Source organism: Vicinamibacteria bacterium, from assembly GCA_035570235.1.
Lineage (GTDB): Bacteria > Acidobacteriota > Vicinamibacteria > Fen-336 > Fen-336 > DATMML01.
Map to the genome: position 1 here is coordinate 1 of DATMML010000107.1, position 16143 is coordinate 16143.

The 16143-nt window shown below is 68.2% G+C and carries 15 protein-coding genes; 7 read left to right on the forward strand and 8 right to left on the reverse strand.

Annotated features, from left to right (window positions below; translation table 11 throughout):
* From VN461_20095 to ruvX, 3 genes are all read right to left on the reverse strand, one after another.
* Positions 1-604: hypothetical protein (locus VN461_20095; GenBank protein HXB57076.1), on the reverse strand; the 604-nt coding region annotated here is incomplete at its 3' end.
* Positions 604-1665, reverse strand: a complete 1062-nt coding sequence (gene mltG / locus VN461_20100; GenBank protein ID HXB57077.1) for an endolytic transglycosylase MltG — start codon at positions 1663-1665, stop codon at positions 604-606. The genes mltG and VN461_20095, both read right to left, overlap by 1 nt.
* Entirely contained in the window at positions 1637-2080 is a 444-nt protein-coding gene (gene ruvX, locus VN461_20105; GenBank protein HXB57078.1) for a Holliday junction resolvase RuvX, read from the reverse strand. The genes mltG and ruvX overlap by 29 nt, the downstream gene beginning before the upstream one ends.
* A gap of 84 nt (positions 2081-2164) precedes the next feature.
* Here ruvX and VN461_20110 point away from each other — a divergent pair, with 84 nt between their 5' ends.
* Positions 2165-3307, forward strand: coding sequence for a serine/threonine-protein kinase (locus VN461_20110; protein HXB57079.1), 1143 nt, complete (start codon positions 2165-2167; stop codon positions 3305-3307).
* A gap of 63 nt (positions 3308-3370) precedes the next feature.
* Here the strand turns inward: VN461_20110 and VN461_20115 are convergent, their stop codons facing one another.
* Entirely contained in the window at positions 3371-4207 is an 837-nt protein-coding gene (locus VN461_20115) for a rhomboid family intramembrane serine protease (GenBank protein HXB57080.1), read from the reverse strand.
* Between the two features lie 100 nt (positions 4208-4307).
* Between VN461_20115 and VN461_20120 the strand changes: the two genes are divergently transcribed.
* Positions 4308-6401 carry an alkaline phosphatase family protein gene (locus tag VN461_20120; GenBank protein ID HXB57081.1) on the forward strand — a complete coding sequence of 698 codons (2094 nt, stop codon included), beginning with the start codon at positions 4308-4310 and terminating at the stop codon, positions 6399-6401.
* Complete coding sequence (locus tag VN461_20125) at positions 6398-7531, forward strand: peptidoglycan DD-metalloendopeptidase family protein (GenBank protein ID HXB57082.1); 1134 nt, start codon at positions 6398-6400, stop codon at positions 7529-7531. Before VN461_20120 ends, VN461_20125 begins: the two co-directional genes overlap by 4 nt.
* A gap of 192 nt (positions 7532-7723) precedes the next feature.
* On the opposite strand, the gene VN461_20130 is transcribed toward VN461_20125, so the two are convergent.
* Positions 7724-8443 (reverse strand): hypothetical protein, encoded by a 720-nt coding sequence (locus tag VN461_20130; GenBank protein HXB57083.1) that lies wholly within the window; start codon positions 8441-8443, stop codon positions 7724-7726.
* Between the two features lie 416 nt (positions 8444-8859).
* Between VN461_20130 and VN461_20135 the strand changes: the two genes are divergently transcribed.
* On the forward strand, positions 8860-10023 hold the full coding sequence (locus VN461_20135) for a S41 family peptidase (protein HXB57084.1): 1164 nt from the start codon (positions 8860-8862) through the stop codon (positions 10021-10023).
* A gap of 20 nt (positions 10024-10043) precedes the next feature.
* On the opposite strand, the gene VN461_20140 is transcribed toward VN461_20135, so the two are convergent.
* Both VN461_20140 and VN461_20145 read right to left on the reverse strand, forming a co-directional pair.
* Positions 10044-10316 (reverse strand): HU family DNA-binding protein, encoded by a 273-nt coding sequence (locus VN461_20140; protein ID HXB57085.1) that lies wholly within the window; start codon positions 10314-10316, stop codon positions 10044-10046.
* 35 nt (positions 10317-10351) lie between these two features.
* Complete coding sequence (locus VN461_20145; protein ID HXB57086.1) at positions 10352-11773, reverse strand: GWxTD domain-containing protein; 1422 nt, start codon at positions 11771-11773, stop codon at positions 10352-10354.
* A gap of 125 nt (positions 11774-11898) precedes the next feature.
* Between VN461_20145 and VN461_20150 the strand changes: the two genes are divergently transcribed.
* Positions 11899-12906 (forward strand): penicillin-binding transpeptidase domain-containing protein, encoded by a 1008-nt coding sequence (locus tag VN461_20150; GenBank protein ID HXB57087.1) that lies wholly within the window; start codon positions 11899-11901, stop codon positions 12904-12906.
* Positions 12907-12913: 7 nt separating this feature from the next.
* Here VN461_20150 and VN461_20155 read toward each other — a convergent pair whose 3' ends face one another.
* Positions 12914-13972 (reverse strand): PEGA domain-containing protein, encoded by a 1059-nt coding sequence (locus VN461_20155; GenBank protein ID HXB57088.1) that lies wholly within the window; start codon positions 13970-13972, stop codon positions 12914-12916.
* A 242-nt stretch (positions 13973-14214) separates the two neighbouring features.
* Here VN461_20155 and lpxB point away from each other — a divergent pair, with 242 nt between their 5' ends.
* Both lpxB and VN461_20165 read left to right on the forward strand, forming a co-directional pair.
* Positions 14215-15342, forward strand: coding sequence for a lipid-A-disaccharide synthase (lpxB, locus tag VN461_20160; GenBank protein HXB57089.1), 1128 nt, complete (start codon positions 14215-14217; stop codon positions 15340-15342).
* Positions 15343-15753: 411 nt separating this feature from the next.
* The gene (locus tag VN461_20165; protein HXB57090.1) at positions 15754-16125 is read left to right on the forward strand and encodes a hypothetical protein; all 372 of its coding nucleotides are present in this window, start codon (positions 15754-15756) and stop codon (positions 16123-16125) included.
* The last annotated feature ends 18 nt before the right edge of the window (positions 16126-16143 follow it).

The following is a 16143-nucleotide window of genomic DNA, read 5'->3' on the forward strand; positions in this document are numbered from 1 at the left end:
CGGCTCCCGGCAGGGTCCAGAGGAGCAGGAACGGCGATCGCCGCGGCCAGCGCGCGGCAAGACCGAGGAAGAGCACGGCTGCGAGCGCGGTTGCCTGCGGATCGGCCGCCGCCGCCAAGCCCAGCGGCAAACCCGCGCGCCCCGCCCAGGCCGGAGTGCCCTCGGCCTTGAGGAGGCAGAGCACCACGAGGGAGACGAAGAAGACCGCCGCCGGCTGGGGGTAGAGGGCCTGGCTCGTGGCCCAGACCGTGGTGCCGAGAGCGAAAACGAGAGCGGTCGTCCGCCCGTCCTCCTCGGGGTGGCGCCGGCCCACGGCGAGAAACAGCGTGGCCGCGGCCAGTGCCGAGAGGAGGGAGGCGACGATCTTGCCGGCGAGGGCGGCCCCTGTTCCGTCCAGGACAAAGAGGCCGCGGAGCAGAAGGAAGACGGGAGCGGTCAGGATCAAGAGGAGGGGGGAGGGAAGCGCCCCGGCCCCGATAGGGCGGCCGTTCGAAAGGAGCAGGATCAGGATGAGGGCGCCCAGCGCGGCGGCAGAGCCGAGCGAGGGGCCGATGGCCACGGGGGAAACCCACTCCGGAGACTCCTCGGGGGTGCGGCCGGCCATCAGGGGCTCCCCGGCGGATCCGGCACCGGCCGCTTGCGCTTCTGGTAGCGGTCGACCGCCTGGGTGTGTTCGGCCAGGGTGCGGCTGAACTGATGGGTGCCGTCGTTCCGGCTCACGAAATAGAGGTCTGGGACCTCAGTTGGATCGAGGACCGCGCGCAGCGACTCGCGGCCGGGGGAAGCGATCGGCCCCGGCGGGAGGCCGGGAATGCGATAAGTGTTGTAGGGAGAGTCAATGCTGAGGTCTACCTTATGGATCTTCCCGTCCCAGGCCCCCGCCAGGCGCAGGGCGTAGATGACGGTGGGGTCGGTCTGGAGCGGCATCTTCTTCCGCAGGCGATTCAGGAAAACGGCGGCAATGCGCGGGCGCTCCTCGCCCTGGGCCGTCTCGAGCTCCACGAGCGAGGCCAAGGTGACGACCTGGCGCAGGCTCAGGCCCCGGGTCAGGAGCCGGGGCAGCTCCGGCTCCATCATCGCGCGGAAGCGCTGGACCATGCGCGTGACCAGGGCCGCGGGCGCACCCGGGCTCAAGGCGACGTCGTAGGTGTCGGGGAAGAGGTAGCCCTCGAGATCGGAGGCGAGGGGGTCGAGGTCGTGTATGGGCGCGGGGTCCCGGGCCGCTTTCAGGAAGGCGGGCGCGTCGATCCCGTGGGTGGTCACGATCTCCGCGACCTCGGTCAGGCTCTTGCCCTCGGGTACGGTCACATCATGACGCACCACCTCGCCCCGGGCCATCATGTCCACGATCTGTTCCAGGGAGAGGGGCCCCTCGAACGAGTACTCGCCGGCCTTGAGGACCGTCTCCACCCCCCGGCTCACGACCAGGATGCGGAAGATCAGCGGGTAGCGCACGAGGCCGAGGGCGTGGAGCTGCCGACCGATGGCCTCGGCGCTCGAGCCGGGGGGCACGACGAGAGAGACGGGAGGCTCCCCTACCCCATTCAGGGGGTAGCGGGTCTCGTAGACCCAGGCCAGGCGCAGGGATAGGGCCAGGATCGCGAGCAGGAGCAGGACGCGCGCGACCCGGAGGAGGTCAGGCGCTGGAGTTGCGGGCCTCGGCATCGACGAGCTTGCGGTAGTCGAGGTAGCTCTGAAGGATCAAGACGGCCGCCACTTGGTCCACTGCCTCCCGTCGGTCGCGGCGGGAGGCCCCCGCTTCCCGAAGGGCCTGAGTGGCCATGGCTGTAGTGAAGCGCTCGTCCCAGGGAACGACCGGCACGGGCAGCGCGCCGCGGAGATCGTCCATGAAGGCCAGTACCTTACGGGCTTGGGGCCCCTCAGAGCCGTCGAGGCTCCTGGGCAACCCCACCACGACCTCCCCCGCGTCGTGGCCGCGCACGAGGGCGGCCACCGCCTTAACGTCCTTGCGCGGGCCCACCCGCCGGAGGGTCGGAAGGCCCGTGGCGAGGGTGGCCGTCTCGTCGGAGGCCGCCACCCCGATGCGGACGTCGCCCACGTCCAAGCCCAGGTAACGCATGTCGTCTCATGAGTATATCGCTTTGTTGACACCCCCCCAGGGGTCTGCCATGCTCGCATTCGATTTCGTAACCGACAGAAAAAGATGGTCGAGCCGCTGAAGTACCGGATCCTTCACGAGTTGGGCGCGGGAGGGATGGGCAGGGTCTGCAAAGGCATGCTCATCGGCCAGGCCGGCTTTCAGCGCCCCATCGTCATCAAGCAGCTCAAGAACCCCGACCCCGCCCACCTGCGCCTCTTCGTCGATGAGGCTCGCCGCTATGCGCTCCTCGACCACGAAAACATCGGCCGCATCTTCGATTTCGAGCAGGTGGGGGGCGAGCTCTGCATCATCCTGGAGTACATCGACGGCTGGACGATCGTGGACTACCTGGAGCGCCACGCCGAGCTCGGCCGCCTCCCCGATGTCGATCTCTCCGTCTTCATCGTCAGCCGCGTCTGCCGGGCCCTGGAGTACGTGTTCCAGAAGGCGGCCATCGTCCACCGCGACATCAGCCCCAGCAACATCATGATGACCAGCGAGGGGACGGTGAAGCTGATCGATTTCGGCATCGCCACCCGCAGCGGCACCCGGGACAGCAGCCTGACCGGCAAGCCCTCCTACATGGCGCCGGAGATGGTGCTCGAGCTCCGGGCCGACAATAGGAGCGATCTCTTCAGCCTGGGCACGGTGCTCTTTGAGATGCTGACGGGGGAGAAGCTCTTCCGGGGCGGGACCACGGGGGAGGTGCTGGAGCAGGTGGTGTCCGGCCCCATCCCCTCCCCCCGCTCCCGGAACCCCGCCATCCCCGACGGCGTGCTCGCCATCCTGCGGCAGGCCCTGCAGCGCGACCCCGCCCACCGCTACACCTCTGCGGGGGAGATGGGCGAGGCCTGCGAGCACTTTCTCTACGACAAGGGCTACGGCCCCACCAACCTGACCCTCAAGCACTACGTGAACGTGCTCTTCCCCGGCTCTTTCGTGGTGGAGACCGATCCCGCGGGGCGCTTTCCGCCCGTGGAGGCCACCCTCATCCCCATCGGCGACGTTCGTTCCTCCCGGCGGCGGAAGGCCGCAGACGGGGCCACGCGCGTCTCCGCGATCTCCTCCGCTTACACGCGCGTGGTCAAGCAGCCGCCCCCGCCCCCCGGTCCCGAGACGCTGGAAGCCCCTGCCGCCGAGGCCCCCGAGAAGACACGGAGCCGCCGCCGCAAGGCCCCTCCGGGGCCTGAGAGCGAGGGCGGGTAGCGCCGGAACCCGCCTACCCTTCGGGCCCTTTAGGGCGTGCTCCCCGCCGCGCTCTCCAGAGAGTCACCAGAGCAGGATCGAGACCACGATTGAGGCTGCTGACACCAGCAGACAGACGAGGGCCAGGGTCGTGTGGTCGCCCCTCTCGGGGAGGAGGGGGTCGAGCCAGCGCGCGGTCAGGTACCCGCCGGCCAGGCCCCCGAGGTGGGCCCAGTTGTCGATGCCGGGCATGAGGAAGCCGAAGGCGAGTCCGGTCAAAGCCCAGCTTTTCGCCTGCTGGCTGATGAGCGCGCTCCCCCCCCGCCGGCCGTAATAGAGCAAGGCCCCGATCAGGCCAAAGATGGACGCCGAGGCGCCGATGGTGAGACCGGCCCCGCGCAGGAACCGGGGCATGAAGAAGAGGTAGCGGCCGGCCAGGCTGCTGGCCAGGAAGCCGGTGGCGCCGGAAGCGGTGTAGATGATGACCGTGCGGGCGGGGCCGTAGAGATGGGCGATGGCGGGGGCCAGGTCGCGCACCCACATCATGTTGAAGCCGATGTGGAGGATCCCGCCGTGCAGCCAGCCCGCGGAAAGGACCGTCCACCAGCGCCCGCGGCGGAACACCGGGATGGCCCCGCTGGCTCCGAACCGGAGGAGGCTCTCCGCGCTCGGCGACACGAGGGCGAGCAGGCCCTGCATGCGGATCCCCTCCGGGTCCGCGGCCAGGGTGGCGATGTAGAGCGCCCCGCAGCCCCAGAGCACCATGGGAACGAAGCCCAGGTCCGTGCCGAGCCTTCTCAAGAGGGTGGTGAAGCCCCAGAGACCGGGATTCCGTCGGCCGCAGATGAGGCACTGTTCGTCCTTGACCCCCACCAGCGAGCCGCAGGACGGGCAGAGCACCGATCCGCTCGTTTGCCGCATCGCCCAATCTTATCTTGAGGCGGTCCCGCTTTTACCGGTACCTGCGAGCGCTCGGCTACAATCGCATCGTCGTCCTTTCATCCGTCCGAAAGAGGTGCCCTTGCCATCGCTCCCCATCCTTCGCCGTTCCGCCGTCATGATCGCGGGCCTCGCTCTGGCCTTCGCCGGCGCTTCCTGCTCGTCCCGTCCCCCCGGCGTCAAGCCGCCCCGCCGGACCAAGCAACGGGTGTTCGTGGTCGGCTTCGACGGCATGGACCCGACGCTGGCCCGGAAGTACATGGACGAGGGCAAGCTTCCGAACCTCAAGCGACTGGCGGAGAGCGGCACCTTCTCGACCCTGGGCTCAACCCAGCCCTCGGAATCCCCGACCGCCTGGTCCAGCTTCGCCACCGGCGTGAACCCCGGCAAGCACAACATCTACGACTTCCTGATCCGGGACTTCCAGACCTACCTGCCCGACTTCAACATGATCCGGAGGGAGCCCCCGCAGTTCCTGTGGGGGCTCATTCCCACCAGGAGACCGCGGGTCGTCTCGACCCGCGGGGGGACGTCGTTCTGGGTGCACGCCGCCAACGACGGGGTTCGGAGCGTGGTCCTGACCGTGCCCGTTACGTTCCCCCCCGAGGAGGTGCCCGGGGGCGACCTCCTGGGCGGCTTGCCCCTCCCCGATCTCAGGGGGACGCTCGGCACCTTCTACTACTGGGCCACGGACCTGTCGTCCTTCGAGGAGGGAAACACCGAGTTCGGGGGGTTCCTGAGGCGGCTGTTCTTTGACGGGGGCCGCGCCAAGACCATGCTCAAGGGACCCGAGAATCCGGTTCTGAAGCAGGAGGAGGCGGCCCTCAAGGAGAAGCGCAAGGCGGGCGGGCTCAGCGACAAGGAGACCGCGCGCCTGGAGGAGCTCGGCACGAGCAAGGACATCAACCTTCCCGTCGCGGTGCGGTGGGCGGAGGGCTCGGGGGAGGTGGAGATCGAGGTCCAGGGCCACTCCTTAAAGCTCAAGGCCGGGGAGTGGAGCCCCTGGGTGCCCCTCACGTTCAAGATCAACCTGCTTCTGAGCGTCCACGGCATGACCCAGTTCCACGTCATCCGGGCCGACCGGGAGCTGCAGCTCTACGCCTCCCCCGTGAACATGGACCCCCGCAACCCCCCCCTCCCCATCTCGAAGCCCGATGGATTCTCGGCCGCGCTCGCTCAGAAGATCGGCCTCTACCGCACCCTGGGCTGGGCGGAGTCGGCGGACAAGCCGCTCAATGAGGGGCGGTTGAACGAGGCCGAGTTCCTCTACGACTCCGACCGCGCCATGGACGACCGGGAGAAGATCATCCTGGAGAGCCTGAAGCAGGACGACTGGGACCTCTTCGTGGCCGCCATAGAGACGACCGATCGCATCTCCCACATGATGTGGAGGCTCATCGACCCCAAGCACCCGATGTACGACAAGGACCTCGCGGCCCGCTACGGAGACTCGATCGAGAAGATCTACCGCCGGGCGGACGACCTGGTGGGGCGCCTGCTGGCCCGGGTTCCAAAGGACGTGGTCTTCATGGTCATGTCCGATCACGGCTTTCATTCCTTTAGGCGCGAGGTCAACCTGAACACCTGGCTGGTGCAGAACGGCTACATGCACTTCCAGGGGCAGAGCCAGGAGAAAAAGCTCCAGGACCTCTTCGGACGCGGGCGGTTCTGGGAGGGTGTGGATTGGACGCAGACGCGGGCCTACGCGGTGGGCCTGGGCCAGATCTACTTCAACCTCCGGGGTCGCGAATCCCAGGGGATCGTTTCCGCGGGGAGAGAGTACTCGGCCCTCCAGGAGGAGATACGGTCGAAGCTCGTGACCCTCAAGGACCCCGAGGGCGGGGAGCCGGTCTTCCGGGATATCTACCGCCGCGACGACATCTACAAGGGGGAGTACCTGCAGAACGCCCCCGATCTGCAGGCCGGCTTCAACGATGGTTATCGGGTGGGCTGGCAGGACACCCTGGGCACCATCCGCCGGGAGGTGGTGGACAACAACAACAAGAAGTGGAGCGGCGACCACTGCGCCACCGCCACCGAGATCAGCGGCGGGGTCTTCTTCTGCAGCCGGAAGATCCCCACCGCGGGGCCGAACATCATGGACTTGGCACCCACCATCTTGAAGCTGCTCGACGTCCCCCTCCCGCCCGACCTGGACGGGAAGCCCTTGATGTGAGGCGCCTCCTTCTCCTCGCCCTCCTCGCCCTGCCGGTGACGGTCCGGGGGGGACCCCTCGCGGCGGAGACCGTGCCCGGCGGCGACGAGCGCCTCAAGAAGATTCAGGAGAGGCGCGAGCTCCTGCAGCGGGAGCTCACCCGCCTGCGCGGGCAGGAGCGGAGCCTCCTGGGAGAGGTGGACGCGCTCGAAGTGGAGGTGCGTCTCAAGGGGGAGGACCTGCGCGAGGTCCAGATCGGCCTCCTGCGCACTCGGGCCCAGATGGACGCCACTTTGAAGCGGGTCCGCGAGCTCGAGCGCACCCTCGCCGAGACGAGGCCGCTCCTGGCCGCCCATGCCCGCGCGCTGTACAAGCTGGGGGAGCTCTCCTACCTCCGGCTCCTCCTCTCCGTGGATCGGCCCTCGGACATCTTCCGCGGCTATCGCTTCGTGACCGCCCTCGCCCGCCGCGACAACCAGCGCATCGCCGGCTTCCGGGCCGACCTCAAGGCCCTCACCGTCCAGCGGGCGGAGCTGGAGCGGAGGACCCAGGAATCCCTGATCCTGAAGGCGCAGCTGGAGACGGCCCGCCGCAGCGTGGACGTTCAGCGCCAGCGCAAGACCGAGCTTCTGGCCTCGATCGTCGAGAAAAAGGAGACCCACGCCGCCTACGTCCTGGAGCTGGAGGACGCGGAGAGCAAGCTGCGCCAGCTCCTCCAGGGCCTCGGCAACGGCGAGGTGAGCGTGCCCGTCTCCGCCTTCCGGGGTGCTCTGCCCTGGCCGCTGACCGGCCACGTGCGCGTCCCCTTCGGCCGCCGCAAGCACCCCCGCTTCGAGACCTACACCGTTTCCAACGGCGTCGAGATCGACGCCGCCGCCGACAGCGCGGTGACGGCGGTCTACGAAGGGACGGTGGTGTTCGCCGACCGCTTCAAGGGCTACGGGCTCATGGTGGTCCTGGACCACGGGGGCAAGCACCACTCTCTCTATGCCCACCTCGCGGAGACCGGGGTGCACCTTGGGCAGAAGGTGGCGGCCGGCGAGACCCTGGGGACGGTGGGGGCGGCGAGCCTCCTGGGAACGGGGCTCTACTTCGAGATGCGCTTCCAGGGCCGGCCCGAGGACCCGTTGGAGTGGCTGAAGCGCAACTAGAGTAACCCGTAAAACAGTGGCAGAGATTTTGCGGCCTAAGTGCCAGAAAACCGCCTCGCTACGGTTATTTGACGGTTTGGGTGCAGCGCGACACACGGTCTCAGCAATTTTCCGGGACTTTTAATAACTGCACTGTCACAGCTAGGTGTACAGGTCGGCTAAGCAGGACCCCGCGGACAGCCTAGCAGGGTTTTACTTGCAGCCAACGAAGCAAAATTTGCTGGAGCCAAGAACCGCTATGATGGCGACATCGACGCCAAGACCGATGAGGGCGCCGATGGTCTTGGCATGCCCGTGATGTGGAACCGCGATCTGACTGACGCGCTCAACGGGAATGCGAGCGTCACGCACGGCCATCCGGCTGCGCAAAGGCAGGGCCCCCTGCCCCCTCAGGGCCTGGAGCTGAGCCCCACTTAGCGGCTCACGGCCCGCGAAGGATACGGCGGAAACCTTTTCGAACGGGACGTCGAGCGGCGGGGAGTTGCCCTCAGGACGGAAGCCGATGGACGCAAACTCGAATCCGTCGAATCGGCCCACTGTGGTCTTTCCCTTGGGACTGCTCACGGTGATCGTCTCACCGAGGGAGGGGAGCACGACGCCCTCCGTCTGTTTCTGCCGCTCCTCGTATCTCTGAGCGTACTCGTTCCCGTCGAAGCTGAGGCCGTTGAAGCTGCCCTCCACCTCGCTGCCATCTCGAAGAGAGACCTTGACCCACGTCCCTTTCTCGATCCGCCGGATCTGCCACGCCTCCATGGTGTTCGGGGTCTTGTGGGAGTTGTCGATGGCGGCGCCAATGCCAAAGCCGATGGCCGTGCAGCCGGAGGTGGCGACGGCGGCTGTGAATACGGCAGGGAGGACAAAAGTCGGAACAGCGATCATCGCGCTGAGACAAGCCACCAACGTCTTCTTCATCAGCGCCTCCTGCCTCTCAAGTATTACGCGGACGCAAAGAACTATAGCAGTGTCCCCGTCACGATTGACTCCCAATCGTCGGGCACCGAGTGCGTGAACTACAGCGAGGGGCTCGGTTGTGGGAACTTTAAAGATGGGCCCGCCCTACAGTCCACGATCGTCCAGCAGAACTCTGTCGTGACGATTGTTGTGATCCGCGGCGGGAAGTGCGGACAGACCCCGCTAAGGGGTTTTGTGAATGGAGGGGACTTCTCACAATTCAAACGTCTTGTGGCTCATTTATGTTGCAGACAGCTAACACCAGCAAGCTCGTTTTCGAATGAAGAGTTTCGGCTGGCCTCCTGCGACAACTAATTTAACCCGCATTCCCGCCCCCCCCCGCCGCCCCCGCCGGCCGTCTCGGGTATACTGCTCTCATGAGTCCTCGCAGCCGCCTCCTCATCGCCGTCCTCTCCACCGGTCTCATCGGCTACGTGGCCGTGGGCTCCCTGCTCGGCCGCGTCCTGGGGGACACAAGCTACGGCCAGCTCGCCGTATTCAACGAGGTCGTGCGTCTCGTCCTCGAGGCCTATGTGGAGCCGGTCAACCTGGACCGGGCCATGGCCGGGGCCCGCCTCGGCCTGGGCGATGCCTTGGACGGCGACAGCGGCTATCTGGACCCCGAGGAGTTCCGCCTCTACCAGCAGCCGGCCAAGGAGACGGACGCCGAGATTGGCGCCGTGCTCACGCGCCGATTCGCGTTCCTCATGGTGGTCGCGGCCCGGCCGGGCTCCCCCGCCGAGCGCGCGGGCATCAAGAGCGGGGACATCATCCGGACGATCGACGGGAAGCACTCCCGGCCCCTGGCCGTGCCCACCGGCCAGCGGCTCCTGCGCGGCGCCCCCGGCTCCGTGGTCAAGCTCGGCATCCTGCGCGCGGGCAGCGATCCCCTCGAGGTCTCGGTGGTCCGGGAACGGCTGACCCCCGCCGCCCCCCACGGGAAAATGCTGGAGGACGGCACGGGCTACTTGAAGGTCGCGGAGTTCCCGGCCCGGGTGGCGGACGACGTGCGCAACGAGGTAGAAGCCCTGAAGCGCGGGGGCGCCAAGAGCCTGGTCCTGGACCTTCGCGACTCGGCCTACGGCCCGCCCGCGGAAGGGGTGAAGGTGGCCGAGGTCTTCGTCAAGGGCGGGGTGGTGGCCAAGCTCTCGGGCACCAAGGTGGCCGAGCAGGTCTTCACCGCCGACCCCGCGCGTTCGGCCTGGGACCGGCCCATGGCGGTCCTCGTGGACACGGGCACGGCGGGGGCGGCCGAGATCGTGGCCGCGGCCCTGCTCGATTCCGGCCGAGCCCCCGTGGTGGGCGAGCGGACGTTCGGCCGTGCCGGCGTCCAGAAGGCCGTGCCCCTGCCCGAGGGGGGATTGGTCCTGACCGTAGCCCGGTACTCCTCACCCAAGGGCACGGCGATCCACGGCAAGGGAGTCGAGCCCAGCGTGCCCGTGGCCTCGACCGAGGAGGGGCAGGAGCCGGGGACGAGCCACGACCCCATCCTCGAGAAGGCCCTTCAGCTCCTCGCGCAGCCGGCCAAGAAAGCGGCCTGAGCGGCGCTCCTAGGGGGCGCTCAGCGGACGGCGGACTTCAGCTCCTTGCCCGCCGTGAACTTGGGCACCCGTCGCGCCGAAATCTTGATGAGCGCTCCCGTCTGAGGGTTGCGGCCGGCGCGGGCGCGCCGCCTTGAAACGCCGAAGGTGCCGAAGCCGACGAGGGTCACCTTCTCTCCCTTCTTCAGGGCCTTGGTGACGTTGTCCAGCGCGGCATCTAGGGCCCGCCCCGCATCGGCCTTGGTGAGGCCCGAGTCCTTCGCCACCCGGGCAACAAGCTCCGCTTTGTTCATGTCGGGCTCCTCTTCCTCTAGGGCTTGATCTCGCTCTAGGGCTTGATCTCGAAGGGAACCTCTTGGGCCACGTCCTTCTTGGCCAGCTTGTCCGTCACCTTGATCTGCACCACGTACTTGCCGGGCTCATACTTCCCTAGCGGCACCGGCCCCACCACGTTGCCGCCGATCACGGTCTCGATGGTCTGCTCGGGGGCCTTGGCCACCGGCGCCTTCCCGTCCCGGAGGATGCTGAGGATCGCGCTGCCGGAGGCCTTGCCGGTGGCGTCGTCGACCTTGAGGTCGTAGAACTGGTAGAAGATGGAAATGGAGTCGCTCTTCGTGAACGTCTGTCCGAAATGCGGGATGAGACGCGCCGTCCCGAGCGTGAAAGCGCCGTAGGGGTTCTGGGGATCGGGGTTGCTGCCCGCGGGGAGGTCCTCCACGTCCTGGAGCAGAAGCACGGTCCCGAGCGACAGCTCGCCCTTGTTGAAGGCCGGGACCTCGAGCGGAATCGTGGCCACCGAGCCCTTGCCCGTCTTCTCGTCCAGGGCGCCCGCGCGGAGCGTGTACTTGCCCGGCTTCAGGCCCATGCGGTACGAGGCCACCAGGGCGCCGTCGACGACGGGGGCGACGGTGGTCTGCTCCGCGAAGGCGGCCGCCTTCCCGCTCTCGTCCAGGGCCTGGGCGACCACCACGACCTTGGCCGTCTTCTTGCCTCCGACCTCCTCGACGGTGAGGCCCGCCGCCTCCCCCCGGACCAGCCCCAGAACCGCGCTCCCTCCGTCCAGCACCTTCAGGAATCCGACCTGGGTGGCGACCGGGAAGTCCTGGCGGGGGGCCTTGAGCAGGGCCTGGGCGGCCGTGGGCTTGGGCAGAAGATCCGCCAGCTTGACCAGGCGCCCGTCCTTGGTCAGGCGGTAGTCGATGTTGGGGTGGGCGATCCTCTGCTCCGCCACCCGATTGAGCTGCTCGGAGACCCGGCTGCCCATGGGAAAGCGACACTCGGTGTCGAAAACAATCTCGGCCTTTCCGCCCGTGAAGGTCTGGTTAGGCCGGTCCTTGTAGATCCACGTCTCCGCGGGGCGGAGGCCCGGGCTCACCGTCCCTTCCTCTTTCTTGATCTCGTCCGGCTTGCCCAGGAGGATGAAGACGCGGCCGCAGTCGCTCGTCGAGCCGGGACGGCCCGCGACCTTGTACTTTGTGTCCGCCTCCGCGACCGCCTTTTGGTATTCGGCCTGATACTCGTTCGTGGAGGCCTCGAGGTCAGGGTTGCGGCGGGCCCAGAAGATCTTCTGGAACTCCAGCCGGTCGGCCTTGTCCTTCAGGTTGCGGAACGATTTCTCCTCGTCCGTGAGCATGATGGGCTTTACTTCGTCCAGCCACTTCTTGTCTTCCTTGTCGAGGGCCACGAGCACCCTGGGCACGCTCAGACCAAGGACGGCCACGGCAAGCCACCACTTCGGGCGCACGCTCATGCTCGGCTCTCCTTCTCCGAAAGGCGGGATTCTATAGGGGGAGCGCTCGGGGGACAAGGGCCAGAAGCCTCCGCCGCGCGGGCGGCCGGGACGGAGCCGCGGATCCATGTTAGTCTCGGAGCACAATGAGGATCAGGCTGGGCGGGCTGCTGCTGCTTTTTTCCCTCGCGGCCGCCGCGCTCCCTGCGGCCTCTCCCTCCGCCCCGCACGTCCGGCCTCCCGCCGTCGTCCTGCCCCTGGTGATTGCGCCCCCCGGCGCGTCCGAGCGGGACCTCGCCGTGGGCGAGGCCTGCCGCCGCGAGCTGGAGGGCACGGGCGGGGCCGCGGTGGCGATGGACCCGCGCACGGGCCGGGTGCTCGTGGTCGTGAATCCCGGCAACGCGCTCCTAAGGGCCTACCAGCCCTGCTCGGTCTTCAAGATCGTGGTCGCCATCGCCGGCCTGTCGGAAGGCGTGATCACGCCCGAGACCACCTACACCTGCCAGAAGGGCTGCAACCTGTGGCCCGGGCACGGGGTCATCAGCCTGCGGCGGGCCCTGGCCGTCTCCTGCAACACTTATTTCGAGTGGATCGGTGAGCAGCTCGGCTACGAGAAGATCCAGCGCTACGCCCACCTCCTCGGCCTCGGATCCCCCTCCGGCATCAATCTCACCGGGGAGACGGCGGGTCGGGTGCCGGAAGCGGTGCGGCCGGAGCTGGTCGGGCACCTCTCGAGCCACGCGGCGGGAATCACGACCACCGCGGTGCAGCTCGCGGTCCTGCTCTCCGCCGCCATCAACGGCGGGGTCGTCTTCCAGCCGCAGGTGGGGGGACCCGACGACTTCGTGCCCAAGGAGCGCTGGCGGCTTCCGGAGGGGACCCGGCTGGATGGCCTGGCCGAGGGGTTCCTGGGCGCCGTGAACGAGGGCAGCGCGGCCAGCGCGTTCGACCCCGACATTGTGGTGGCCGGGAAGACGGGCTCGTGTTCCCAGCTCGGGTGGTTCGCCTCTTACGCGCCCGCCGACCGCCCCGAGCTTGTGATCGTGGTCTTCATGAGGCGCGGCAACGGGCACCGCGCCTCAGCCGTGGCGGGCCGCATCTACCAGGACCTCTACAAGGGCGGAAGCCCCACCGCCGCCTCCGGCGGGTTCTGACCCCGACCTAGGGACGCTGCAGCTCAACCCTCAGGTCACGGGTCCGTCCGGCCTCGACATCGACGTCACGGTCGTCCGTCCGGAATCCGGGGCGCACGATCTCCAGCCGATGCCGTCCGGGGGGCAGCTCCAGCTCTCCGACCTGGCGCGCCGTCCCTCGGAACTGGCCGTCCACGTACACAGAGGCGTCGGCCGGCTGCACGTCTAGGCGCAGGCGGCCTGAGTCGCGCACCTCGACGCGGACACGGTCGCGGTCATGCCGCTCGTCTCCGGAGACGTCGCGGTCCCGCTCGGCGGGACGGGCGTGGTCGTCGTACCGCTCCGCGGGACGGGCGCGGTCGTCGTTCCGCTCGGCGTCGGTTCCCAGGTCTCCGGCCAGGTCCTCGACGGGATCCTCGCCCGATCCTTTGACCATGTCGAAGCGGATCTTGAGGGTCGATCCCGCGCCCACATACACCCTCATGCTGTGCGTCCGGTAGCCCTCCAGCTTCAGCGTGATCAAGTGGCGACCGGGGGAGACGTGCAGCCGCTGGAACAAGCCGTCGAAGTCGTCCGCCACCCCTGCGTAGTAGCCGTCCACGAAGACCCGCGTCTTGTCCGGGTTCACCATCACCCGGAGGCTGGCGCGGTCGCCGTAGCGAGAGCCGTAGTAGCCGGGAGCGCCGTAGTAACCCCCGTAATACCCGCCGCCGTAGTACCCACCGCCGTAATACCCGCTGAAGTAGAAGGGGTCGTAGAAGTAGGGCCAGCCGTAGTAGAAGGACCCGAAGAAGCGGGGAGAGTAGTAGGGGCGGTAGAAGCGGGAACCCCCGTAGAAGCCACCCCCGTAGAAGCCGGCCGTCCCCGTGCCCGCCCGCGGATGGCGGCTCTCGGCGAGGGTCCTGCCCGAACTCCCCGAACTCGAGGACCGAGGAGAGGCGACACCCGCGTTATGCGTCCCGGGCGACGAGAAGGAGTGCCCGCCAGACGACCCGCCGCCGCCGCCATGCTGGCCGTGATCGGCCCATAGCGGTAGGGCGGCCAGGCTCCCAAGAGCCAGAGCAAGTGCCACGTGTCGTACCGTCATTGCTGCCTCCACCTTTCATACGGGTCGCGAGACATATCCCGACCAAACCGAATTGCAAGCCCCGTGCCGACACCGGCGGGCTCGCGCCCGCCCGTAATGTCAATCGTATCAAGGGCTCGCGGCGGGAACGGCGGGACCGTCCGTCCCTTTCGACGGACATGGGTGTCGACGCGAGACGGCACCCCCAAAGCTCATGGGAGCGAAGGCCGAACCCCTATACTGTCAATCCAGTGAGCAGCACCATGCGTCTCCTTGTCTCCTGCGGCGAGCCCTCCGGCGACCTCTATGGCGGCGAGCTGCTTCGGCACCTTCGCCTCCTCCTGCCGGAGCTGGAGGTCTTTGGCCTCGGCGGCGACCGGCTGCGGGAGCAGGAGGTTCACCTCCTGGCCCACGTTCGGGATCTGGCCGTCGTGGGCCTGCTCGAGGTCCTTTCCCACCTGCGGAGGATCCGCGGCGTTTTTCGGGGGCTCCTCGCCGAGGTCGACCGGAAGCCGCCCGATCTTGCCGTCCTCATCGACTACCCGGACTTCAACCTGCGCCTGGCCCGCGAGCTCAACCGCCGGGGCGTGCGCGTCCTCTACTACGTCTCGCCCCAGATCTGGGCCTGGCGCCGCGGCCGCATAAGGACCATCCGGGAGGCGGTCTCCCAGATGCTCGTCATCTTTCCCTTCGAGGAGCCCCTTTATAAGGAGGCGGGCGTTCCCGTCACCTTCGTGGGCCATCCCCTGGTGGATCTGGTGCGGCCCGCGCCCGACCGCGCCGCCTTCCTCGCCAGCCTCGGTCTGGACCCGTCGCGGCCCGTGGTGGCGGTGCTGCCCGGCAGCCGCAGGAAGGAGATCGCCCACAACCTCCCGCCCCTTCTGGGCGCCCTCCGCTTGCTCGCCCAAGCCCGGCCCGATGCGCAGTTCCTGCTCGCGGCCGCGCCCTCGATCGACGCGGCTGCCCTCGAAGGCCAGCTCTCTGGCCTCCCCGTCCGCCTCGTCCAGGACAAGACCCACGCCGTCCTCGGCGCGGCCACCCTCGCCCTGGTGGCCTCCGGGACCGCGACCGTGGAGGCGGCTCTCCTGGGGACGCCCATGATTGTGGTCTACCGCCTGTCGGCCCTCACCTACGCCCTCGGTCGGCCCCTGGTTCGGGTCCCCCACGTCGCCATGGCCAACCTGATCGCCGGAGAGCGCCTGGCGCCCGAGCTTATCCAGGGTGGCTTCACCCCGGAGCGGGTTGCGGCGGAGGCGCTCGGCCTCCTGGGCGATCCGGCAAGGCTCGCGGGCATGAGGGAGGCGCTCGGCGAGGTCCGGCGGCGCCTCGGTCCGCCAGGGGCCTCCGCCCGGGCGGCCGAAATCGTCCGGGCCAACCTCCCTCCAAAATAGCAGAAAAAGGTTGACAGCAAGGACAGTTATGGCTGACCATATGAAGCGCTTTCTAGTGGAGAGGGGCCGTCTATGTGGAAGACAGTACTTTTGGGGCTGTCGGTGGTCAGCCTAGCCGGCTGCAGCGAGACCCTCCTCACGGAGCAGCTTCCGACCCGGGCGAACCCCAACCCGGTCGTGGTACCGCTCCCCGGCGCGACTCCTCTTGCTTTCTTACCCGGGCCGAGCCCAACACCGGCGCCGGGCCCCACACCGGGGCCGAGCCCCACCCCCAAGCCGTCACCGTCACCAGGATCTCCGACTCCCAACCCCGCCCCCACGCCCGGCCCCACGCCCAGCCCGACGCCCGCACCAGGCTCCACGGACCCCAACCTCGATCCATCCTCCTGCAAGAACCCCGTACCGGGGCCCGTGGTCCGCATCGACGTCACGGTCCACATCGTGGGCGCCAATCGATTGATCCTGGACTCGACCCCGCTGGTCGGCCCGGACGCGGCCTACTGCCAGCAGATCGGCTTCACGGATGGGAGACGCTACTGCCCGACGCGTCCCGAGGGCCATCCCCAGCACGCGGCCTGCGATGCCCTGGCCGTCGGGATCTCTCCCGACACCGGCCGCGTGGGGCCGACCTGGGACTACAACGGCCAGCCCTGCGTCGGCGGGCCCTGTGAGAACCATCCGGACAACCAGTTCCTGGTGATGGCCTTCAAGCCGGGGACGTTCGAGGCCTGCATCCTGAGGACCGGGGTCTGCGGGGCGATCACCGTGAACAACGTCCCCTGAGTGTGACCCCGGGCACCG